18 protein-coding genes are annotated in these 20,328 nt (G+C 65.0%); 5 read left to right on the forward strand and 13 right to left on the reverse strand.

Annotation, left to right across the window (positions count from 1 at the left end; translation table 11 throughout):
• Nucleotides 1-208 precede the first annotated feature (208 nt).
• From garD to IVB50_RS21385, 8 genes are all read right to left on the reverse strand, one after another.
• Complete coding sequence (gene garD, locus IVB50_RS21350) at nt 209-1,750, reverse strand: galactarate dehydratase (RefSeq protein WP_018457540.1); 1,542 nt, start codon at nt 1,748-1,750, stop codon at nt 209-211.
• Between the two features lie 129 nt (nt 1,751-1,879).
• Nucleotides 1,880-3,328: an aldehyde dehydrogenase family protein gene (locus IVB50_RS21355; protein WP_018457541.1), complete on the reverse strand. Its 1,449-nt coding sequence runs from the start codon at nt 3,326-3,328 to the stop codon at nt 1,880-1,882.
• A gap of 17 nt (nt 3,329-3,345) precedes the next feature.
• Nucleotides 3,346-4,689, reverse strand: a complete 1,344-nt coding sequence (gene gudD / locus IVB50_RS21360) for a glucarate dehydratase (protein ID WP_018457542.1) — start codon at nt 4,687-4,689, stop codon at nt 3,346-3,348.
• A 24-nt stretch (nt 4,690-4,713) separates the two neighbouring features.
• A complete protein-coding gene (gene kdgD / locus IVB50_RS21365) occupies nt 4,714-5,658 on the reverse strand; it encodes a 5-dehydro-4-deoxyglucarate dehydratase (RefSeq protein WP_007602056.1) in 945 nt (314 codons plus the stop codon).
• A 125-nt stretch (nt 5,659-5,783) separates the two neighbouring features.
• On the reverse strand, nt 5,784-6,689 hold the full coding sequence (locus IVB50_RS21370) for a LysR substrate-binding domain-containing protein (protein ID WP_018457543.1): 906 nt from the start codon (nt 6,687-6,689) through the stop codon (nt 5,784-5,786).
• Nucleotides 6,690-6,812: 123 nt separating this feature from the next.
• Nucleotides 6,813-8,153 carry an MFS transporter gene (locus IVB50_RS21375; protein ID WP_018457544.1) on the reverse strand — a complete coding sequence of 447 codons (1,341 nt, stop codon included), beginning with the start codon at nt 8,151-8,153 and terminating at the stop codon, nt 6,813-6,815.
• Between the two features lie 299 nt (nt 8,154-8,452).
• Nucleotides 8,453-10,405: a hypothetical protein gene (locus IVB50_RS21380; RefSeq protein WP_247297159.1), complete on the reverse strand. Its 1,953-nt coding sequence runs from the start codon at nt 10,403-10,405 to the stop codon at nt 8,453-8,455.
• Nucleotides 10,406-10,559: 154 nt separating this feature from the next.
• The gene (locus IVB50_RS21385; protein WP_247297161.1) at nt 10,560-11,642 is read right to left on the reverse strand and encodes a YbhN family protein; all 1,083 of its coding nucleotides are present in this window, start codon (nt 11,640-11,642) and stop codon (nt 10,560-10,562) included.
• Between the two features lie 416 nt (nt 11,643-12,058).
• Here IVB50_RS21385 and IVB50_RS21390 point away from each other — a divergent pair, with 416 nt between their 5' ends.
• Both IVB50_RS21390 and IVB50_RS21395 read left to right on the forward strand, forming a co-directional pair.
• Complete coding sequence (locus IVB50_RS21390) at nt 12,059-12,565, forward strand: ferritin-like domain-containing protein (RefSeq protein ID WP_007612365.1); 507 nt, start codon at nt 12,059-12,061, stop codon at nt 12,563-12,565.
• Nucleotides 12,566-12,719: 154 nt separating this feature from the next.
• Nucleotides 12,720-14,123 (forward strand): MFS transporter, encoded by a 1,404-nt coding sequence (locus IVB50_RS21395; RefSeq protein WP_247297162.1) that lies wholly within the window; start codon nt 12,720-12,722, stop codon nt 14,121-14,123.
• A gap of 14 nt (nt 14,124-14,137) precedes the next feature.
• Here IVB50_RS21395 and IVB50_RS21400 read toward each other — a convergent pair whose 3' ends face one another.
• The gene (locus tag IVB50_RS21400) at nt 14,138-14,572 is read right to left on the reverse strand and encodes a hypothetical protein (protein ID WP_018457549.1); all 435 of its coding nucleotides are present in this window, start codon (nt 14,570-14,572) and stop codon (nt 14,138-14,140) included.
• Nucleotides 14,573-14,651: 79 nt separating this feature from the next.
• Here IVB50_RS21400 and IVB50_RS21405 point away from each other — a divergent pair, with 79 nt between their 5' ends.
• Entirely contained in the window at nt 14,652-15,239 is a 588-nt protein-coding gene (locus tag IVB50_RS21405; RefSeq protein ID WP_247297163.1) for a hypothetical protein, read from the forward strand.
• 62 nt (nt 15,240-15,301) lie between these two features.
• Nucleotides 15,302-15,901, forward strand: coding sequence for a YdcF family protein (locus tag IVB50_RS21410; protein WP_247297164.1), 600 nt, complete (start codon nt 15,302-15,304; stop codon nt 15,899-15,901).
• Nucleotides 15,902-15,919: 18 nt separating this feature from the next.
• Here IVB50_RS21410 and IVB50_RS21415 read toward each other — a convergent pair whose 3' ends face one another.
• Nucleotides 15,920-17,263 (reverse strand): PLP-dependent aminotransferase family protein, encoded by a 1,344-nt coding sequence (locus IVB50_RS21415; protein WP_247297165.1) that lies wholly within the window; start codon nt 17,261-17,263, stop codon nt 15,920-15,922.
• A 184-nt stretch (nt 17,264-17,447) separates the two neighbouring features.
• Between IVB50_RS21415 and IVB50_RS21420 the strand changes: the two genes are divergently transcribed.
• Complete coding sequence (locus IVB50_RS21420; RefSeq protein ID WP_162496269.1) at nt 17,448-17,684, forward strand: DUF1127 domain-containing protein; 237 nt, start codon at nt 17,448-17,450, stop codon at nt 17,682-17,684.
• A gap of 914 nt (nt 17,685-18,598) precedes the next feature.
• Here the strand turns inward: IVB50_RS21420 and IVB50_RS21425 are convergent.
• The 3 genes from IVB50_RS21425 to IVB50_RS21435 all read right to left on the reverse strand — a co-directional run bounded on the left by IVB50_RS21425 (nt 18,599) and on the right by IVB50_RS21435 (nt 20,139).
• The gene (locus IVB50_RS21425) at nt 18,599-19,060 is read right to left on the reverse strand and encodes a hypothetical protein (RefSeq protein WP_247297166.1); all 462 of its coding nucleotides are present in this window, start codon (nt 19,058-19,060) and stop codon (nt 18,599-18,601) included.
• Between the two features lie 15 nt (nt 19,061-19,075).
• Nucleotides 19,076-19,501 (reverse strand): universal stress protein, encoded by a 426-nt coding sequence (locus IVB50_RS21430; protein WP_007602088.1) that lies wholly within the window; start codon nt 19,499-19,501, stop codon nt 19,076-19,078.
• A gap of 104 nt (nt 19,502-19,605) precedes the next feature.
• Entirely contained in the window at nt 19,606-20,139 is a 534-nt protein-coding gene (locus IVB50_RS21435; RefSeq protein ID WP_247297167.1) for a histidine phosphatase family protein, read from the reverse strand.
• Nucleotides 20,140-20,328 lie beyond the last annotated feature (189 nt).

Consider the following 20,328-nt stretch of genomic DNA (forward strand, 5'->3'; position numbering starts at 1 on the left):
CAACAGGTTCGCCTGTGTGCGAACATTAGATCGCGGTCGCTGATCTATTTGATTGCGTGATGTCGAGCGACGAAGCGCGAAGGAAGTTTTCCGCGCCAATGTTTCCGGGCGGTTTCGCGGAAGTGGTCGCGCGGTGACGTGTCGGTGCCCTACGTGCCGAAACGGCACCAATGCATCCACGCGGCGAGGCAGCGTCCGCGCGCGGCGCTCAGGTCACTGGCGCCGGATTGAACAGCGTCAAATCGTTGTGGATGCCCCAGCGATCCGACCAGGGTTTCGTGCGGCCGCTGGCGACGTCGAGGATCAGGCGGAACAGGTCCCAGCCGGTTTCCTCGATGGTCTTCTCGCCGGTGGCGATGCCTCCCGCATCGAAATCGATCAGGTCCTTCCAGCGTCGCGCCAGCTCGCTGCGGGTCGAAACCTTGATCACGGGCGCAGCCGCAAGGCCGTAAGGCGTGCCGCGGCCCGTGGTGAACACCTGCAAGGTCATGCCGGAGGCGAGCTGGAGCGTGCCGCAGATGAAGTCGGACGCCGGCGTTGCCGCAAACAGCATGCCCTTCTGCGTCGCCTTCTCGCCGGGCGAGAGGACGCCGGTGATCGCGCTTGATCCGGACTTGACGATTGAGCCGAGCGACTTCTCGACGATGTTGGCGAGGCCGCCCTTCTTGTTGCCGGGCGTGGTGTTGGCGCTGCGGTCCGCGCCGCCACGGGCCAGATAGGAATCGTACCAGGCCATCTCGCGGACCAGCGCGCGGCCGACGTCCTCGTTGATGGCGCGCCGCGTGAGCAACTGGATCGCGTCGCGCACTTCGGTGACTTCCGAGAACATCACGGTGGCGCCGGCGCGCACCAGCAGGTCGGCGGCGAAGCCGACCGCAGGGTTCGCGGTGACGCCGGAGAACGCGTCGCTGCCCCCGCATTGCAGGCCGATGACGAGATCGGCGGCCGGGCAGGTCTCGCGGGTGCGCTTGTTGAGGATCTTGAGGCGGGCCTCTGCCTGGGTCATGATTGCCTCGACGATGGCGCCAAAGCCGTCGAAGGCTTCATCCTGCATGCGCACGATGGCATTGCTGACGCCTTCCGGCACCAGACGCTCGGGCGCAAGCTTCTCGCAGCCGAGGCTGATGACCAGTATCTCGCCGCCGAAATTCGGGTTCTGTGCGATGTTTTGCAGCGTGCGGATCGGAATCACGGCATCAGGCGCGTTGATGGCGACGCCACAGCCATAGGCATGCGTCAGCGGCACGACGTCGTCGACATTCGGATATTTCGGCAGCAGCTCGGCGCGGATGCGCTTCACCGCATATTCCATCGTGCCCTTGACGCATTGCACCGAGGAGGAGATGCCGAGGATGTTCTTGGTGCCGACCGAGCCGTCGGAATTGCGAAAGCCTTCGAACGTGAAACCTTCGAGCGGCGGCAGCGGCGCGGGAACGGCGGTGGAGATTTCCAGCTTGTCGAGGGCAGGGGCCTCCGGCATGCGGATGCGCGCTTCGTCCACCCATTCGCCGGCCAGTATCGGCGCGAGCGCATGGCCGATCACCTCGCCATAGCGGATGATCGGGGCGTCCTGCGGGATGTCGACCAGCGCCGTCTTGTGTCCCTGCGGCACGAAGGCGCGCAGCGTCAGCCCGCTGGCGAAGCGGGAGCCGGCGGGAAGCCCGAAATCATTGACAACGATCGCGACGTTGTCGCGCTCGTTGAGCTTGATGTAGCGAGGCTGCTCTTTCGCTGCGACTGACTGGTCCATCTGCTTTACCTCGGAAACTCAAGTCGTAGGGTGGGCAAAGGCGCAAAGCGCCGTGCCCACCATGCTTCGTGCCGAACGTAAGCGGTGGGCGCGCCTCGCTTTGCCCACCCTACGATATCTTGCCCGTGGTTAGCCGGGATAGGTATAGGCGGTCTTCACCGTCGTGTAGAACTCGCGGGCATAGGAGCCCTGTTCGCGGGCGCCGTAGCTCGAACCCTTCCGGCCACCGAACGGCACGTGATAGTCGACGCCGGCCGTCGGCAGATTGACCATCACCATGCCGGACTCGCTGTTGCGCTTGTAGTGCGAGGCGTATTTAAGGCTGCTGGTGCAGATGCCGGAGGCGAGGCCGAACTCGGTGTCGTTGGAGATCGCGAGCGCCTCCTCGTAGTTCTTGGCGCGAATGACGGCGGCGACCGGGCCGAAGACCTCCTCGCGCGAAATGCGCATGTTGTTGTTGGCCTCGGTGAACAGCGCCGGCTGGAGGTAGTGGCCGGGCGTTTCGCGCTTGAGCAACTCGCCGCCCCAGGCGAGCTTGGCACCCTCGTCCTGGCCGATCTTGATGTAGCGCAGGTCCTGGTCGAGCTGGCTCTGGTCGACCACCGGGCCGATATGCACGCCGGCCTTGAGCGCGTCGTCCACCGTGAGGCCTTTCAGGCGCTCGGTCACCGCCGCAACGAAACGGTCGTGAATACCTTCGGTGACGATCAGGCGCGAGGACGCCGTGCAGCGCTGGCCGGTGGAGAAATAGGCGCCGTTGACGGCGACTTCGACGGCGGTCTTGAGATCGGCGTCGTCGAGCACGACCAGCGGGTTCTTGCCGCCCATCTCGAGCTGGAATTTCTTCATGTTGCTCGAGGTCACGCAAGCCTGCGCGATCTTGCGCCCCGTCTGCACCGAGCCGGTGAAGGTGATCGCGGCGACGTCGGGATGCTCGATCAGGGTCTGGCCGACCACGGAGCCCGAGCCGACAACGAGGTTGAACACGCCGGCCGGGATGCCGGAGCGGGTGATGATCTCGGACAGCGCATGCGCCGAGCCCGGCACCAGTTCGGCAGGCTTGAACACCACCGTGTTGCCATAGCAGAGCGCGGGGGCGATCTTCCAGGCGGGGATCGCGATCGGGAAATTCCAGGGCGTGATCATGCCGACGACGCCCATCGGCTCACGGGTGAGCTCGACGTCGATGCCGGGACGGACGGAAGCGCCCTTCTCGCCGATCATGCGCAGCGCCTCGCCGGCGAAGAATGCGAAGATCTGGCCGGCGCGCGCGACCTCGCCAATTCCTTCCGGCAGCGTCTTGCCTTCCTCGCGGGCGAGCAGGCGGCCGAGATCTTCCTTACGGGCGATGATTTCGAGAGAGATCTTGTTCAGCGCGTCATAACGCGCCTGGGGTGTCGACTGCGCCCAAGCGGGGAAGGCGGCCTTGGCGGCTGCGATCGCCTTCTCGGTCTGGGCCTTGTCGGCCTTGGCGTATTCGCCGACGACGTCGTTGGTGTTGGAGGGGTTGATGTTCTTGGTGACGGCGGAGCCATCGACCCATTCGCCGCCGATGAAGTTCTTCAGGATCGCAGTCATAGCTTCCTCCAGAGTTTTTAACGAACCAGGCAAGGACGCTTGTCGTCGAAGGTCCAGCCGGGGATCAGGTCCTGCATGGCAATAGCGTCATCGCGGGCGCCGAGTCCATGCTGCTTGTAGAGGTCATGCGCGGCGTCGATGGCGGCCCTGTCGATTTCGATACCCAGGCCCGGCCTATCCGGCACCGCGATCTTGCCGGCCTTGATCTGGAGCGGCTCCTTCGTCAGGGCCTGACCGTCCTGCCAGATCCAGTGTGTGTCGATCGCGGTGACCTTGCCGGGGGCGGCGGCGCCGACATGGGTGAACATGGCGAGCGAGATGTCGAAATGGTTGTTGGAGTGCGAACCCCAGGTCAGGCCGTTGTCGCGGCAGGTCTGGGCCACGCGCACCGAGCCTTGCATGGTCCAGAAATGGGGATCGGCCAGCGGAATGTCCACCGCGCCGAGGCGCAGCGCATGGGACAATTGCCGCCAATCGGTCGCGATCATGTTGGTCGCGGTCGGCAGGCCCGTTGCGCGGCGGAACTCGGCCATGATCTCACGGCCGGAGAAGCCGCCTTCGGCGCCGCAGGGGTCCTCGGCATAGGCGAGGATGCCGTGCATGTCCTTGCAGAGGCTGATGGCCTCGTCGAGCGACCATGCGCCGTTCGGATCCAGAGTCACGCGCGCATTCGGAAAGCGCCTGGCGATCGCGGTGACGGCCTCGATCTCCTGCTCGCCGCGCAGCACGCCGCCCTTGAGCTTGAAATCGGCGAAGCCGTAATGGTCGTGGGTGGCTTCCGCGAGCCGCACCACGGTCTCCGGCGTCATCGCCTCCTGATGGCGGAGGTTGAACCATTCCGCCTTGCCGGTCTCGCCGCCGACATAGTCGAGCTTGGATTTGCGGCGGTCGCCGACGAAGAAGAGATAGCCCAGCGTCTCGACGCTGGTGCGCTGCTGGCCCTCGCCGAGCAGGGCTGCGACCGGCAGGTTGAGATGCTGGCCGAGCAAATCGAGCAGCGCGGACTCCACGGCCGTGACGGCGTGGATCATGACGCGGAGATCAAAAGTCTGCTTGCCGCGGCCGCCGGCATCGCGATCGGCGAAGGCGGTCCTGATATCGGCGAGGATGTTGTTCATCGCGCCGACGGTCTTGCCGATCACGAGATCACGGGCGTCCTGCAGTGTCTGCCAGATCTTCTGCCCGCCAGGCACCTCGCCGACGCCGGTGTGACCGGCATTGTCGGTGAGGATGACGATGTTGCGGGTGAAGAACGGCGCATGCGCGCCGCTCAAATTGAGGAGCATGCTGTCACGGCCTGCGACCGGGATCACCTGCATCGCGGTGACGACCGGTGCGCCAGTGATCTCGGTCTTGACCATCGCAGGCTCCTCCCTGTGTTGTTGTTATTCTGCAGCCTGTTGTGACGATCGGATGGCGGGCAGATTCTTCACCAGCGCCGTGACTTCCGCGATCTCCTGCTCGGTGAGGTCGGTCAGCGGCGGGCGGACCGGGCCGGAATCGCGGCCGATCACCTTCATGCCGGCCTTGATGATCGAGACCGCATAGCCCTTCTTGCGGTTGCGGATCGCGATGAGGGGCAGGATGAAGTCCTTCAGGCCGGCGTGGATCGTCGCGTGGTCGCGCTTGCGCACGGCGGCGTAGAAATTGGTGGCGAATTCCGGAACGAAGTTGAATACCGCCGAGGAGTAGGTGGTCACGCCCATGTCGAGGTAGGGCAGTGCGAAGGTCTCAGCGGTCGGCAGGCCGCCGATATAGGTCAGGCGGTCGCCGAGCTTGGTGTAGACGCGGGTCATCAGCTCGATGTCGCCGATGCCGTCCTTGTAGCCGACGAGGTTCGGGCAGCGTTCGGCGAGGCGGGCGAGCGTATCGGGCTGGAGGATGGCGTTGTCGCGGTTGTAGACGATGACGCCGATCTTCACGGAGGCGCAGATCGCTTCCACGTGGGCAGCAAGGCCGTCCTGCTCGGCATGGGTGAGATAGGGCGGCAGCAGCAACAAGCCGTCGGCGCCGGCCTTCTCCGCGCCGATCGCGATCTCGCGCGCGGTGGCGGTGCCGTAGCCGGTGCCGGCGAGGACGGGCACGCGGCCCTTGGTCTCGTCCACGGCGATCTTGACGACCTGCGGAACCTCGGCCGCCGTCAGCGAGAAGAACTCGCCGGTGCCGCCTGCGGCAAACAGGCCTGCGACGTCATAGCCGCACAGCCAGTCCATGTTGGCGCGGTAGGTCGCCTCGTCGAAGGAGTAATCCGCCTTGAACGGCGTGACGGGGAAGGACAGGAGGCCGGATCCGATCTTCTGGGCCATTTCCTGCGGGGTCATCTTGCTCATGGGCGCTGCTCCCTGGTCTCGTGTTGTGGAGGACGCAAAGGCTGCGCGTCCATGCGACCGTGGTTTAGGAGACCGTTCGATGCGGGTCCAAGCCAAAGCCTATATCGACCAATGCGAAATCAGCATCAATCTTCCATCGCCTCCGCCGAGGACAATTCGCTCGCGATTTTGACGAGTGCCGAGAGCAGCGGATTCTCGTCGTCGCGGCGCCAGACCATGAACAACTCGACCGGGACGCGGGTGCGCAGCTTCAGCGGCCGCAGGCGGACGTCCGCGATCTTCAGGCTCGCGGCCGCCGCCGGCACGATGGCGAGGCCGAGGCCGGCGCGTACCATGGCGAGGATGGAGTGGATCTGGCTCAGGTGCTGCACATAGCGCGGCAGGATGTCGGCGCGGGTGAACAGCGCCACCAGCACGTCGTGAAAGTAGCGGCTCTCATAGGGCGAATACATCACGAAGGGCTGGTTGTCGAAATCCTTGATCGTGACGCTCTCGGCATTCGCCAGCGGATGCTTTTTCGGGATCGCGGCGAGCAGGGGCTCGGCGACGACGCGGCGGCTGGCGATTTCGGGGCGCGCGATCGGCGGCCTGAGCAGGCCGGCATCGATCTGGCCCGAGGTCAACGCCTCGAACTGGTCGCCCGACACCATCTCCTTCAGCGAGAAGTCCACCTCGGGCAGCTTGGCGCGGCAGGCGGCGACGAGCTCCGGGAGGAAGCCGTAGGCTGCGGCTGCGGTGAAGCCGATCTTCAGCGAGCCGGACTTGCCGAGCGCGATACGGCGGGCGACCTGCGAGGCGCTTTCAGCAAGCTTCAGGATGCGCCGCGCTTCCGGCAGGAAGCTGCGCCCGGCAGGCGTCAGGCGCACCGAGCGGCTGGTACGCTCCAGCAGCGGCGCATCGATGATGTGCTCGAGCACCTGGATCTGCCGGGACAGCGGCGGCTGGGTCATGTTCAGCCGCGCGGCGGCGCGGCCGAAATGCAATTCCTCCGCCACCGTGACGAAACAGCGGAGCTGGTTGAGGTCGAACATCGATACATGCCTTAGATGGATAAGGCGTTTCCCCGGCGCTTCTAGCATCGATTACTCCCAAAACAAAGACGGCGGCCGTGAAGCCGCCGTTAAGTTGCCTGGTCAAGCTCCCATGGGGAGCCCTCAGGAGGAACGTTTGAGCACCACGCGCTCGATCTTGCCGACGACCACGAGATAGGCGAATGCGGCCACCAGCGCATTGGCGCCGACGAATATCAGCGCACCGTTGAAGGAGCCGGTCGCGGCCAGGATGTAGCCGATCACGATCGGGGTGCTAATCGAGGAGAGATTGCCGAAGGTGTTGAACAGGCCGCCCGAGACGCCGCCGGCTTCCTTCGGCGAGGTGTCGGAGACGACAGCCCAGCCGAGCGCGCCGATGCCCTTGCCGAAGAAGGCGAGCGCCATGAAGCCGACCACCAGCGCCTGGCCGTCGACATAGTTGCAGGCGATGATCGACATCGACAGCAACATGCCGCCGACGATCGGGATCTTGCGCGCCATCGTCAACGAGCCGGTCTTCCGCAGGATCGCGTCGGAGATGACGCCGCCGAGCACGCCGCCGATGAAGCCGCACAGCGCCGGCAAGGTCGCGACGAAGCCGGCTTGCAGGATCGACAGGCCGCGCTCCTTGACGAGGTAGACCGGGAACCAGGTCAGGAAGAAATAAGTCAGCGTGTTGATGCAGTACTGGCCGAGATAGACGCCGAGCATCATGCGGTTGGAAAGCAGCTGGCGGATATGGTCCCATCCGGAGCCGGGCTCTGGCGCGCGCTCCTCCTTGGGAGCGTCGAGGTCGACCAGCGCGCCACCGGCCTTGATGTAATCGAATTCGGCCTCGTTGATGCCGGGGTGCTCTTTCGGCCCGTAGACGGTCTTGATCCAGACCAGGCCCATGACGATTCCGAGCGCGCCCATCACGAAGAACACATAGCGCCAGCCGTAGTCGTGCGCGATCCAGCCCATCAGCGGCGCGAAGATCACTGTTGCGAAATACTGCCCGGAATTGAAGAACGCAGACGCGGTGCCGCGCTCATTGCCCGGAAACCAGGCCGCAACGATGCGGGCGTTGGCGGGGAAAGACGGCGCTTCGGCGATACCGACGAGGAAGCGTAGGCCGAACAGCACGGTGATCGCGGTGCCGGCGCTGAAGAAGCCGACCCAGCCCTGCATCGTCGTGAACAGCGACCAGACGATGATGCTGAAGGCATAGACAAGCCGGGAGCCGTAGCGGTCGAGCAGCCAACCGCCCGGCACCTGCGCGATCACATAGGACCATCCGAACGCCGAGAAGATGTAGCCCATCGCGACGGGATCGAGGTGCAGCTCCTTGGAGAGCGCGGGCCCCGCGATCGACAACGTGGCGCGGTCGGCATAATTGACGGTCGTGACCAGGAACAACATGGTCACGATGAACAGCCTGACGCGAGACCTTCTCACATCCGCTGCGGACATCACTGCGCTCATGACGCGCCTCCTTAGAACTCGAAACGTTTCCCCACTGCGACTCCTAGAGGTGCGCGCGGCAAAGTGTCCAAGTTCAAGGCAGTATCGATCGATGCTGCTTTTGGATTGATGGAACGGCAGGTGGGAGGAACGATCGAGGTGACGGCGAACCCGATCGCACCACGCGCGCCGTTGTCATTCCCCGCGAAGGCGGGGAATCCAGTACGCCGCGACGTCTCGATTCAATCACGTCTGTCACGGAGTACTGGATCGCCCGCCTGCGCGGACGATGACAGTGTGCGGTTAGAGGCTGCGCGCGTCTACTGCCGCGCGGCCGGCAGCAGCGGCGCGAGCAGCCCGCGTGTCACGCCCGGCGGTGCCGCATCCAGACCCAGCACGGCGCTTGCCGCCGGCAGTGCCGCGTCCGCCATCGCGGCGTGGCCTTCGGCGCTCGGATGCACGGCGCCGCCGTAGACGGCGGAGAGCACGCCCCAGGTCGCGTCATGAATGTCGGTCGGCTGGCTCGCCGCCGGCAGGCCTTGCGGATAGGTCATCGCGGCGAAATAGCTGTCGTTGGCGTCCCGGATCCACCGCGCGCGCGGCAAATAGGCGCGGAATTCGGAGGCGCCGCGGCCGCACAGCATCGGCTGGCTCGCCGCACTCACGATGTCGGGATTGAAGCTCTGGCCGTTCTCGGTAAAGCAGGTGCGGTCGAATTCGGGATCGTTGCCCGAATGCGCGCAGAAGCCGTGATCGGCGAACGCCGCCTGATGCGAATCCACGAAGGTCATGCGGTCGGCCTCGGGATCGCGGCACAGCGCGCCACGGGTGCAGGTGGCGAGCCCCTTGAGTTGCGGCAGGAATTCAGTGTCGACGAAAGTGGAGACGCGGGCGAGGCGCTGCGGATCGGCGTTGAAGGACGGATGGATGTCGAAGCCGGCGCGGCCGCCGCGGCAGGGCACGCCGCCATCGGCGAGCGCCGGGTTGGCGTAGGAGACGTAGACCACATGCGAGAGGTCGCCGCCGACCAGCGGCTTCAGCGCCTCGCGCAGCTTGACGAAATTCTGCGGCAGTTCGCGCGCCAGCGCATCGCGGGAATCATCGACGCTCGCCATCACGCCGGAGCGGCGGAATATCGCGCGCTCGGTTGCTGTCTCGACGATCACGTCGGCGACGAGGCCGGAGAAATAGACGTCGTTGGCGCCGACCGAGAGCAGCACGAGGTCGAGCGTGCGCTCTGGCTGGCGTTTCCTGGCGGCGGTCAGCGCCTCGCGCAGCTCGGCGACCTGCGCGTTCACGCTGATGTTGCAGACGCCCGTCTTGCCGGGCGGGCATTCGCGGGCGCGTTGCGAGCCGAGCAGCCCGTCGCTGATGCTGGCGCCGGTGCAGGCGAGCGGCAGAAAGGTCACCGCGACGTGGGTGTAGCGTACCGCGAGCGCCAGCGCGGTGCGGGCCTGGTAGCTGTAGAGCGATCGGTGGCAGGGCGAGTTGAACCAGAGCGCGCTGTAGCGCTGCCAGTTGGCAAGCGTATCCGGCGCTTCGCAGGCGCGGCCGCCCTTGAAGCCGGCGCGGCTCGGCCGGTAATACTGCGCGCCGGCGGTGCCGAGATAGGACCGGAAGCAAAAACCTTCGTCCGACAGCGCCAGCGGCCGGTCCGGATTGCCTTCGCCCGAGGCGATGCTGTCTCCGAGGCCAGCGACGAAGATGTCCCGGACCTGGATCTCGGTCTGGACCCGCTGGGTCGGATTGGAGCCGGAGGAGACATCGACGCTTGCGACCGTCTGCTTGCCGTAGCGGACCCTCAGATTGATCGGCTCGGCGCAGTCGAAGGTGGATTGTTGCGGCCCGTCGCCGTCGTCGAACGACCAGGCGCAGGTGGCGCCGACCGGCACCGCGCCGGCGAGGCGCACAGTGACGGGATGGTCGAGGGGGGTGAGATAGTTTTCCTTGGTGTTGTCGCGGGTGCAGGGCTGGTTGACCCGGCCTTGGAGGTCGATGCAGAGCCGGTTGACCATGTTGCGGGCCCAGCCGCGGCCCTCGCTCTGGAGCTCCAGCGATTGCTCGGCGGCGAGGATGCTGCGGTTACGCGCGTTCTCGACATGGAGCAGGAAGTCGCGCTCTTCGCGGAACAGCCGGAAGCGGTTGCGCACCTCCCAGCTGATCTGCATGGCGCCCGCGTCCTGCGCGGCCGCCCGCTCCGGCGGGAAGGCGGTGAGGAGCCCGGCGAGCAGCAGGGCACCGGCGAGGAAACGGCGATGGAATAAAGGGATCATGGCCCGCGTCTTCAACGGCAAAGTTGAGGCGGAAATAAGAGAGCTGCTCTCCGCCTGCAACATTGGTCTGACGGTTTTGCCGGCCGGCGTCTAGCGGACTATCGTGGGAGCATGATCTTTTCGGAAAACCACTTCGCACTTGTCCGGATCACGCTCAGCGTTTGCTGGCCTGCCGCAGCGAACGCTCGCGCTCCATCGCTGCCACCTGCTTGGGCAGGTTGGCCTGCGCGCAGGCCTCCGCCAGCCGTCGGCGCTCCTGCCAGGGCTCCACCACATTCATCCAGAGCTCGCGTGCGCCCATGATGGAGATGGCAAGACCGAACGGGATCACGAAATAGAGGATGCGGAAGACGAGGAGCGTGGCCAGAAGCTGCTCGCGGCCGAATTCGGGCAGCGCCACCAGCATGGCGGCGTCGAACACGCCGAGCGAGCCGGGAGCATGGCTGGCGAAGCCGAGCAATGTCGCCAAAATGAACACCACGGAGAGCGACAGGAAATCGATCTGCGGAGTGGCCGGCACCAGAAGGTACATCGCCAGCGCGCAGAATCCGAGATCGACGACGCCGATCAGGATCTGCACCAACGTCAGCGGCGCTGACGGCAGCACCACCTTCCAGCCTTTCTGGCCGAGCTCGCGGCGCTTCTCGCCCATGCACAGCCAGACCAGATAGGCGCCGATCGAGGCGAGGCCGCCGATCGCAATCAGCCGGTTGATCGACGACGGCAGCTGATCCATGTAGGAGGCGGCATCCGGATGGATGGCCATGCCGATCGAGAGCACGAAGATGTTACCGAGCCAGAAGGTCAGGCCCGACAGGAAGCAGATTTTTGCGACGTCGATCGCATTCAGCCCGTAATCCGAATAGATCCGGAAGCGGATCGCGCCGCCGGTGAAGACGGTGGCGCCGATATTGTGGCCGATCGAATAGGACGTGAAGCTGGAGAGCGCTGCTATGCGATAAGGCACGTGCCTCTTGCCGATCGTTCGCAGTGCAAAAAAGTCGTAGAAGGTCAGCGTACAGAACGCGAAGCATACGCAGATCGCCGCCAGCCCGATATTGCCGCGGGGGATTTCGGTCAACGCGGTCAGGATGACCCCGGTGTCGATGCCCTTGAGCGTCCGCACCAGCGTGGTGATCGCGAACGCGATGATGAAGACGCTCGCCGCAACGCCGAGTCGCCGCCAGCCGATCCATCTCTTGAAGCCGCGCTTCAGCGCGGTCAGCAGTCCGTGCATTCATCCTCCCGGCGGGGGGCAAGACCGACCAGGCCAGACATTGGCCGGTCGGATGCGATCAGTGCCCGATGTGGGCTTGGATCGCTAGGCATGATGTAGCTCATTTAAGGCAAAAACAGTGACTTGTGCAGCCCTTGACAAGGATTGGTTCTGCCTTGGACCAGCTACTTTGTCATACGCGGTTCACATCGGACGCGCGTTAAGCATATGAGTCGTGGCACCGGTCGCGTCCGTCCGTGACATAGTCTCAGACCCTGCATGGCCGGCATTGTTCCAGCGCAAGGGATGCGGGCTTTTTTGGAACGACGATGCCGTGCGCTGGTTAGTGCCCCATCAGCAATCGAACATGGCGGAATAACCGGCTTCTCCTGCGAGCCGGTGCCTCCGTGTTCCCACAACCCGAGAGGATCGGACCGATGGGATTGTTCACAAAAGACATCAAGACCATGAACGACCTGTTCGTGCATCAGCTCCAGGACATCTATTACGCCGAGCAGCAGCTCACCAAGGCTCTGCCTAAAATGGCGGATAAGGCGACCGATCCGCAGCTGAAGCAGGGCTTTTTGACGCACCTCGAAGAAACCAGGGAGCACGTCAAGCGCCTCGAGGAAGTGTTCAAGATGCACGGTGCGCAGGTGAAGGCGGTCGATTGCCCCGCGATCGACGGCATCATCGAGGAAGCCGACGAGACCGCCGGCGAAGTCGCCGACAAGGCGGTGCTCGACGCCGCGCTGATCAACGCGGCACAGGCGGCGGAGCATTACGAGATCGTCCGCTACGGCAGCCTGATCGCCTGGGCCAAGCAACTCGGCCGCAACGACTGCGCCAGCGTGCTCGCCAAGACGTTGGAAGAAGAGAAGGCGACCGACAAGAAGCTGACCACGATCGCCGAGAGCAAGGTGAATCTGCGCGCTGCGAGCTGAGGGCCAGGCGTAGCCAGGATCGAGCGTCGCGCGGTCATCCGCGCGACGCTCGAACATGACGCATCCGTCCCGCATCCATCATTCGACCCTTGTCGTAACATGACGAGGGGCAGGAAGCGTATCGTTCGCATGGGGCTGCAACCGAGGTGGCAGCATGCGAGTAAGCACCGCCAGATACGAAGCCTTCGAAGCCGGCGCGCCGCATTCCGGCTCCCGCCTTGCGACGTCCCTCACCCTTGCCGCGATGAGCCTTGGTTATGGCGTGGTGCAGCTTGACGTCACCATCGTCAACACCGCGCTCGACGCGATGGGCAGGACGCTCGGCCGCGGCGTCGCCGAGCTGCAATGGGTTGTCAGTGCCTACACCATTGCGTTTGCCGCCTTCATCCTGACGGCCGGCGCGCTCGGCGACCGCATCGGCGCCAAGCGCGTCTTCATGGCGGGTTTCGCAATCTTCACCGCCGCATCGCTCGCCTGTGCGTTGTCGCCCAATGCGACCGTGCTGATTGGGGCGCGCCTGGTCCAGGGTCTGGCGGCGGCGATCCTGGTGCCGAATTCTCTTGCCCTGCTCAATCATGCCTATCCGGACGACCGCGAGCGCGGCCGCGCCGTCGCGATCTGGGCCGCCGGTGCGAGCCTCGCGCTCACCGCGGGCCCCTTCGTCGGCGGCGCGCTGATCACGCTGGTCGGCTGGCGCGCGATCTTTCTCGTCAACCTTCCGATCGGCCTCATCGGCCTTTGGCTGAGTTGGCGCTATGCGACCGAGACCACGCGCGCGCCCTCACGCGAGATCGATCTGCCCGGCCAGCTCGCGGCAATTGGTGCGCTGGGGGCGCTCGCCGGCGCGATCATCGAGGGGGGCGCGCTTGGCTGGCAGCATCCGGCTGTGCTCGCGGCGTTCGCTTCAGCCGCTTTCCTGGCGGTGCTGTTCGTCTGGCGCGAGAGCCGCGCGACGCAGCCGATGCTGCCCCTGTCCCTGTTCGATCACCGGCTGTTCAGCCTGACCGCGCTCGTCGGCCTGCTCGTGAACGTCGCGATTTACGGGCTGATCTTCGTGCTCAGCCTTTACTTCCAGAGGATCAACGGCCTGTCGGCGTGGTGGACCGGTCTCGCCTTCGTGCCGATGATGGCGGTGGTGCTGCCGGTCAATCTGCTGGCGCCGCGTCTCGCCGAGCGCATCGGGTCGTGCCCGACCATCGTCGTCGGCGCCTGCGTCTCGGCGCTCGGCTGTCTCGGCCTGCTGTGGATCGAGGCCGGCACAAGCTATTGGGCGATCTTTGCGCAGATGATCGCGATCAGCAGCGGGCTTGGGCTGCTGGTGCCGCCGCTGACCTCGACCTTGCTGGGCAGCGTCGAGAAGGCACGCTCCGGCATCGCGGCGGGCGTCCTGAACGCGACGCGGCAGACAGGCAGCGTGCTCGGCGTTGCGCTGTTCGGTTCGCTGGTGGCCTCGGAAGGCGCGTTCATGACCGGCCTGCACGCATCGCTGGTGGTATCGGCCGCCGTCCTCGTGCTTGCTGCCGCCGTGATCGGGATCGGCGCGCCGTCGCGCGGATGAACTGTGCGGAGGAATTAGCCGCGGCGCAGTGCGAAATGCGCGCCGCAGAACGCCATCACGGCACCGAGGCCCAGCGCGGCAATCCCGGCCAGCACGCCTGAGACCGTCGGGACCGGGCTCGGCGCCGAGGCCACCTGGCCAGCCCCCGCAAGCAGCAGCACGCCGACCGCGATCAGGAATTGCCGCATCCGTTGCGGGATCTGGCCCGAGACGGCGCTCTGCATCAACGTCGCCGTGAAATAGCCGCCGGAGAAGCCGACGGAGGCGATCAGCCACCAGGCGATCGCCGCGCCCGCCGGTATGAACTCGTGCGAGTCCGAGTGCCAGAGGCCGCCGAGATCGAGCCCGTAGCGCGCGCCCAGCATGTGCACGGCGAGCGCGAGCAGCACGCCGGAGATCACGGCGGCGCCGAGAATCAGGCGGCGCGGAAAAAAAATCGTCTCAGCCATGTCTCGCTTGTAGGATGGGGCAGGGCGCTCACGCAAGCGGGTCGCAGACTGGATTGCCCGGATAGGATCGATTGTGAAGATGCGGGATTCGGGAGTTGAGCCGGCTGCGGGTGCGAGCTATGCCTACAAGGCGTCGCTGATCGGCTCGGCGCATCGCTTCGAACTGACCGAGGAGGGGCTGTCCTGGCACATCGCCGGCCGCACCTCGCTGTGGCGTTATGACGAGATCAGTGCAATCCGGCTGTCGTTCCGCCCCGTCTCGATGCAGCAGCACCGCTTTCGCGCCGATGTCAGCCACACCGGTGGCGGCCGTATCGCAATCCTCTCGACGAGCTGGCAGACCGCGGCCCTGATGGCGCCGCAGGACAATGGCTTTCGCAATTTCATCGTCGCGTTGCATGCGCGCATGGCGCAGGCCGGCAGCCACGCCGAGTTGACCGCGGGCCTTGGCCGCAGGACCTACGCGACAATGCTGGCTTTTCTTGCGGTGCTTGCAGTGGCGATGACGGGGCTCCTGATCCGGGCGCTTGCGATCGGCGAATTCGCCGGCGCGCTGTTCATCATCGGTTTTGCCGCGCTGTTCGCGTGGCAGATCGGCGGCTTCGTGCGGCGTAACCAGCCGCGGAGCTACAGCTTCGATCGCGTGCCGAGCGCCTTGCTGCCCTAGGTGCAACGGGCCGCAATCAAACGTGACTTCGCGCCGTTGCGGCAGTGTCGCATCGTGCTGCCATGTCAACCCTGGATCGCAGCACGCGGAGGCCTTCGGCGGATGAGATCGCCAGGATCAACTGCGCGCACCTGATCGATACGCGACTTCGGCCGGCCGACCTGTTGTTCATGTTCGGCACCCGCGAGGACGTCACGCTGCGGGCCGACACAGCAGCCCGGCTGTGGCACGAGGGTTTGTTCCGCTGGTCGATTGTCAGCGGCGGCGTGACGGCGGGCTCGGAGCAATCCGAGTGCACGATCATCAAGGCGGCGATGGTCGCGGCGGGCATTCCGGCTGAGCGAATCCTCGAGGAGCATCGTGCCCTAAACACCGGCGAGAACGTGATCCTCTCGCTGCCGATCATCGACGCGGCGCTCGGGCTGCACAATGTCCGCCGCGTGATCTGCCTCGGCAACACCTGGACCGCGCGGCGTTATCCGATGACGCTGCACCGGCACTGGCCGGAGGTCGAGAAAATGCTGCTCACGGTCGACAGCTTTGCGACGTCGCGCGCGCTCTGGCACACCGATCCCGAATTTTGCCGCCGCATGCTGCACGAATGGGACAAGATCGAGCCTTACAAGGCGAGGGGCTTCATCGCGGAATGGCCGGAGGCCTGAGCTTGGGGCAAGCGCGCGTTACTCCGTCGAGTCGAAATCCTCTTCCTTGGTGCCGAGCAGCGATGCGATCGTGCGCAGGCCGGAATCGAGCTGCTCGAACGAAGGCGGGGCGAGCGCGAGCCGCACTGCGTTCGGTGCGTGGCCATGCGCGATCGCGAAGGTCGAGGACGGTGTCAGCGCGATGCCGCGCCGGGCTGCCGCGGCGACGAAGGTCTGCGAGCGCCAGTGTGCCGGCAGCGTGAGCCAGAGATGATAGGAGCGCGGATCGGCGGCGAGCTGGTAGCCGGTGAGCAGCCTTGCCGCGGTCTGCTGGCGGCGCGCGGCGTCGATGCGTTTCAGCCGCGTCAGCTCGGCGACGGTGCCGTCTGCCATCAACCGCTGCCCGGATGCGAGCGCATGGCCGGACGCGATCCAGCCGCCGGTGCGGACCGCGCTCATGACGCCCTCGCGCAATCGCGGCGGGGCGACCAAGATGCCGAGCGCGAGGCCCGGCGCGACCTTCTTGGACAGGCTGTCGATCACGATGCAGCGGTCGGGGCCGAGCGCGGCCAGCGGCGTGTCGTCGGCCAGGAAACCGTAGACGGCGTCCTCGATGATGGTGAGATCGAGCTTCTGGGCGACGCGCATGATGTCGGCGCGCCGTGTCGCGTTCATGGTGACGCCGAGCGGGTTCTGGATGATGGGCTGGAGATACAGCGCCGACAGATGCGCCTCGCGATGCGCCTTCTGGATGGCGTCGGGGCGCGCGCCAAATTCGTCGATCGGTATCGGGACCAGCGTCACGCCGAGCCGCGCGGCGATGCTCTTGACGTAAGGATAGGTCAGCGCCTCGACGCCGCAGCGGCCGCCGGTGGGAACGAGGGCTGCGAGGGCGGCCGCGAGCGACTGCTTGCCGTTGGCGGTGAAGACGATCTGCTCGGCCTGCGGCGCAAAATCCTTGCGCGCGAGATAGGCGGCGGCTGCATTGCGCGCGCTCTTGGTGCCGGTGCTGGTGGAGACGCGCAATGCGGATTCGAGCGCGTCGACACGCTCGAGGCCCGCAAGGCTTTTGGCGATCATTGCCCATTGCTGCGGCAGCAGCGGGTAATTGACCTCGAAATCGATCCGCGCGTCGCGCGGCTCGCTCAGCGCCTCGACCTCGCGCCTGATGTCGCCGGAGATGAAGGTGCCACGGCCGACCTCGCCGACGACGAGGCCGCGGCGGAGCAACTCCGTATAAACCCGGCTCGCGGTCGAGACCGCGATGCCGCGGTCATAGGCAAAATTGCGCTGCGGCGGCAGCCGGTCGCCGGGCCTTAACGTGCCGTTAGAGATATCCGAGGCAATGGCATCGGCAAGCTTCACGTACTCGAACTTGGACATTATTGCACCGAGAGCAATGTTTCACTTGCTCCGAGCAGTGTACTGAAGCATTTAAGTTCCATCAAGCTTCACGATTGAGCCGAGGAGAGCGAGAGCAATCCGACGGCAAATGAGGTGCATGCGCTCAGGCGCTTGCGCCAACGGCATCCGCTTCGCCGCGTGGACAACAGGCCGGAGAAGGACAATGACCACGATCTCGCAGACCGCCGGGCGGAGTTTACGCTCATCCTCGTCAAACGGATTTTTCCGCAAGCTGGCCAACGGCGCCTATGCGCTGTTCGACAGTCTGGAGCGCCGCTCCGCCGTCAAGACGCTGAACGACCTCGATGACCGCGCCTTGCGCGACATCGGTATCACCCGCAGCCAGATCGAGGACGCGGTCTACGGTCAGGCCAAAGCAGAGCTGACGCGGTATCTGTAAGCGCTTCGCTCTTGTCCGGGACGCGCTGCAGCGTTCTGACGCTGCTGCGCTGCGTCCGGGGCACGAGACTAGCGTTTCGGGCACGCCTGCTTCGACATCGTCATTGCGAGCGCAGCGAAGCAATCCAGAAATCCCACCGCGGAAAGACCCTGGATTGCTTCGCTGCGCTCGCAATGACAGCGTTTGTGGGTAGCACTGTCGCTCCTTTAGCTCGCGCTTTCATTGCAGACACACCTTCGCCCTCTCGCGGCTTGTTCGCCCGAGCTTTGCTTGGTCGCCTCACCCTCGAATGAAAGAGGGCGCAGGGAAGACCGGGCGCCGGCTGGCACCCGCGGTCCACTGTGCGAAGTTGCAGTAAAAAATCTGCACAGCGTCATACAGGTGAAGCCAAAACGTCCGGCCTTCCCTGCGCAGCGGTTTTACGGCTTATGCCGTGCTCTCCCCGGGGAGCGATGCACTATTGCCCCCGTCGCCTCATGGATGGCTGATGCGCGAACCCGGTCGGGCCGCCACATCACCACAAGACTTGACGCACAGACCCCGGGCGTCAGGACGACACGGTTTTGCCGTACGCTGTCAGCACCGGTCGTGTGCGCGACGCCTTCGCTCACGGTTGCCCGCCCTGCGAAACCATTCGCGCCGGTGCCCAGCGTCCGCCGCTGTCCGGCCCGCGTTCGTGACGATCGCGATACGCCCCTCTTCCTTGGGCCGGGTTGCGGCGACACATACGTGATTTCCGAATTTCGGTAAAGTGGAATATTTTCAGCGGCGGGCGTTGACTGACAGCTTGGGTGTTTTGCCCGACGGGCAATGCAAGGGCTCGTAGCCCGGATGAGCAAAGCGATATCCGGGAATCGTGATACGAGTCGTCGCGGGTATCGCTCGCTCATCCGGGCTACGAGCTTGTATATGGCTCAGGCGAAGGCGGCCTGGTCCCAAACACCGCCGAGAGCTCGATCGTCTTCAGAGCGCTCGGGCTTGCGGTGAGGTCGTGTCGCTGCGCCGCGTTGGCGCCGACGCCGGACATCCCGACGCGGCAAATGTGCAGCGACGTTGCCCACGAACTTGGCGATACGTGCGGCGGTCTGTTCAAGGACGAACAGCATCGTCGTGACGCGGCTGAGCGCGCCGAGCAAGATCAGCACCGAGAAGATGTCGATATAGGCGAGGAGGTCGCCGACCAGCATCAATTCCGGCGGGATTGGGATCCTGTGGTAGTAAGCCAGTACGAGGATCACGACGGGGATGAAGGCGATCACCTTCCGCACCGTCAGCCTGTCCAGCAGTGCGGCCAGTTGCACGACCAGCACCTGCCACAAAGCATCGCCGATCGCGAGCGGGATCTCGTACGTCCATCTCCGCCACCATTGCTTCACGACATTGCTCCGAGCTCAGTGCCTGACCACCAGCACGGAGCATTTTGCGTAGCGCACGACGTGCCCGGCATTGGAGCCGAGAAAGTAGGTGCGCATCGCCGGCCGGTGCGAGGTCATCACGATCAGCTCGGCCTTCATGTGAACGGCTTCCTCCAGGATCTCGTGATAGATGCCGCCCTGGCGCACCACGCTGGAGATGCGGGAAGGCTCGATGCCGGACTCGCGTGCGACGATGGCGAGGGCTTCTTCCGAGGTCTGGCGCTGCTGCTCGTCGAAATCGGCCGGCACGTATTCGGCCAGCATCACCGGCGTCATCGGCAGCACGTTGAGCAAGCGCACCACGCCGCTCCAGGTCTGCGACAGCGTTGCCGCGGTCGCGATCGCCGGCTTGGCCAGGTCGGTGTCGGCGAGGTCGATGGGCACGAGGATGGACTTGAACATCTGCGCCTCCAAATCTTCCAGTCAGGACGTCTTGCCGGCACGTCGCGCGATCAACCCGATCGAAACAGCCTTAGCTTCGAAGCAACCTTAACTTCGAAGTAGCTTTAGCTTCGAAGCAGCCTTGGACTGACGAACAGCACCAGCCTACCGCGGCGGTAAGCCACGTCACCCCAATCCTTGACGTCAAAATCGAAGATCGCAAGCCCCGACGTGGGCAGGTTGTCGGCGAGCGCCTTGGCGGCGGCCGGATCGCCGCCGCCCGTCAGCATCAGGGCGATCTCGTGCATGCCCGGATTGTGGCCGACCAGCAGCAATTGTCTCGGATCAGCCGGAATGGTTGCAGTGCGAATGGATTCCAGGATCTGGGCGGGATCGGCGGCGTAGAGTTCCGGCAGGACCTCGACCTGCGGCGCGGCGACGCGGTCCTTCATGGTCTCCCAGGCAATGTCCCAGGTCTGCCGCGCCCGGACGGCATGCGATACCAGTACGGCCTCGGGAAAGGGGGGATGGGCGGCCATCCAGTCGCCGATCTCGGCGGCATCCTTGTGGCCGCGGTCGTCGAGCCGGCGGTCCTGGTCACGGCCGCTCGGCGCGTCAGTCTCGGTCTTGGCGTGACGCAGCAGCATCAAACGGCGCATGGCACTCTCGAATCGTTACGCGTTCCAGAATAATCTACAGGTGCCGGTTGAGGGCAAGGTGACAAGGGCCTGCACAGTCCTCTAAAGCGCGATGAGATTAGGACAATCCCCATCGCGCTTTAAATTATTGTTTTGAGCATGATCTTTTCGGAAAACCGCTGCACACTTTTCCGGATCATGCTCTAAGAA

The organism is Bradyrhizobium sp. 87 (assembly GCF_023073015.1).
Lineage (GTDB): Bacteria > Pseudomonadota > Alphaproteobacteria > Rhizobiales > Xanthobacteraceae > Bradyrhizobium > Bradyrhizobium canariense_D.

Excerpts from the sequence above, each read along its gene's own strand:
- IVB50_RS21370 (WP_018457543.1), bottom strand. The coding sequence starts at position 6,689 with ATGTTCGACCTCAACCAGCTCCGCTGTTTCGTCACGGTGGCGGAGGAA.
- IVB50_RS21380 (WP_247297159.1), bottom strand. The coding sequence starts at position 10,405 with ATGATCCCTTTATTCCATCGCCGTTTCCTCGCCGGTGCCCTGCTGCTC.
- IVB50_RS21390 (WP_007612365.1), top strand. The coding sequence starts at position 12,059 with ATGGGATTGTTCACAAAAGACATCAAGACCATGAACGACCTGTTCGTG.
- garD (WP_018457540.1), bottom strand. The coding sequence starts at position 1,750 with ATGGACCAGTCAGTCGCAGCGAAAGAGCAGCCTCGCTACATCAAGCTC.
- IVB50_RS21430 (WP_007602088.1), bottom strand. The coding sequence starts at position 19,501 with ATGTTCAAGTCCATCCTCGTGCCCATCGACCTCGCCGACACCGACCTG.
- IVB50_RS21415 (WP_247297165.1), bottom strand. The coding sequence starts at position 17,263 with ATGTCCAAGTTCGAGTACGTGAAGCTTGCCGATGCCATTGCCTCGGAT.
- IVB50_RS21420 (WP_162496269.1), top strand. The coding sequence starts at position 17,448 with ATGACCACGATCTCGCAGACCGCCGGGCGGAGTTTACGCTCATCCTCG.
- IVB50_RS21355 (WP_018457541.1), bottom strand. The coding sequence starts at position 3,328 with ATGACTGCGATCCTGAAGAACTTCATCGGCGGCGAATGGGTCGATGGC.
- IVB50_RS21410 (WP_247297164.1), top strand. The coding sequence starts at position 15,302 with ATGTCAACCCTGGATCGCAGCACGCGGAGGCCTTCGGCGGATGAGATC.
- IVB50_RS21405 (WP_247297163.1), top strand. The coding sequence starts at position 14,652 with ATGCGGGATTCGGGAGTTGAGCCGGCTGCGGGTGCGAGCTATGCCTAC.
- IVB50_RS21400 (WP_018457549.1), bottom strand. The coding sequence starts at position 14,572 with ATGGCTGAGACGATTTTTTTTCCGCGCCGCCTGATTCTCGGCGCCGCC.
- IVB50_RS21375 (WP_018457544.1), bottom strand. The coding sequence starts at position 8,153 with ATGAGCGCAGTGATGTCCGCAGCGGATGTGAGAAGGTCTCGCGTCAGG.
- IVB50_RS21435 (WP_247297167.1), bottom strand. The coding sequence starts at position 20,139 with ATGCGCCGTTTGATGCTGCTGCGTCACGCCAAGACCGAGACTGACGCG.
- IVB50_RS21395 (WP_247297162.1), top strand. The coding sequence starts at position 12,720 with ATGCGAGTAAGCACCGCCAGATACGAAGCCTTCGAAGCCGGCGCGCCG.
- gudD (WP_018457542.1), bottom strand. The coding sequence starts at position 4,689 with ATGGTCAAGACCGAGATCACTGGCGCACCGGTCGTCACCGCGATGCAG.
- kdgD (WP_007602056.1), bottom strand. The coding sequence starts at position 5,658 with ATGAGCAAGATGACCCCGCAGGAAATGGCCCAGAAGATCGGATCCGGC.
- IVB50_RS21385 (WP_247297161.1), bottom strand. The coding sequence starts at position 11,642 with ATGCACGGACTGCTGACCGCGCTGAAGCGCGGCTTCAAGAGATGGATC.